The following is a 729-nucleotide window of genomic DNA, read 5'->3' on the forward strand; positions in this document are numbered from 1 at the left end:
CCCCGACCGCACCACTGAGCCGGAGACTGCTGATCGGCGGTGTGGTCCGGCCGCTGTACCGCCACCTCTACACCGATATGACCAAGATGGAGGACATCGTCACCACCAGCGACCTGGACTGGACCATCGTCCGACCGCCGAAGCTGACCGACGGCAAGCTCACCCGCGAGTACCGCACAGCCGCCAACCAGCACCTGCCACGCCCGCGTACTCTGTCACGTGCCGATCTCGCGCACTACATGCTCAACCATCTCGATGATCAGGCGAGTTGGCGGTCCACCATCGAGATATCCCGTTGACCTACGCCCTGAGCATCATCGCGCCGGCTCGTATGCTCAAGGCGGCGGCGCAGCTGCCGGTCGGTGCTCGACCAGCTCCTCGGCGTGTCCGCGGACTGTTGTGATGCCGCGCAGGTCGACCACCGTACGGTCCCGGCCACGGAGCAGGAACTTTGCGCGGAAGTGGTGCTGCTCGAGCTGGTGCAGCCTGGCATCCGACACCGGTTCGGGGCTGTTTCCGTGGTCGATCAGGACTGCTGGTGGGTGATGTCGACCATCCAGGTGATCCCGAACCGGTCCACGAGCGAGCCGGCCTCGTCCCCCCACGACTGCTTCTCCAAGGGCAACGTCACGGTGCCGCCGACGGACAGCCTCTCGAAGTAGCCGCGGAGTTGGGCGTCGTCACCGCTGAGGAAGATCGCAACGTTGTTGCCCGGGGTGTGGGTCATCT

At 65.4% G+C, this 729-nt stretch carries 2 protein-coding genes and 1 pseudogene; 1 reads left to right on the forward strand and 2 read right to left on the reverse strand.

Translation table 11 applies throughout. The features are described from left to right. A partial coding sequence (locus DMH01_RS42345; protein ID WP_158633303.1) for an NAD(P)-dependent oxidoreductase occupies positions 1 to 299 on the forward strand: 299 nt, incomplete at its 5' end. 36 nt (positions 300 to 335) lie between these two features. Here the strand turns inward: DMH01_RS42345 and DMH01_RS43785 are convergent. Both DMH01_RS43785 and DMH01_RS42355 read right to left on the reverse strand, forming a co-directional pair. Continuing rightward, positions 336 to 605, reverse strand: a complete 270-nt coding sequence (locus DMH01_RS43785) for a DUF4186 family protein (protein ID WP_370323613.1) — start codon at positions 603 to 605, stop codon at positions 336 to 338. Next, positions 527 to 729 (reverse strand): annotated as a pseudogene (locus tag DMH01_RS42355) (VOC family protein); the annotation flags it as partial. The gene DMH01_RS43785 and the pseudogene DMH01_RS42355, both read right to left, overlap by 79 nt.

Origin of the sequence: Amycolatopsis sp. WAC 04182, assembly GCF_003947465.1 — a bacterium.
Classification (GTDB): domain Bacteria; phylum Actinomycetota; class Actinomycetes; order Mycobacteriales; family Pseudonocardiaceae; genus Amycolatopsis.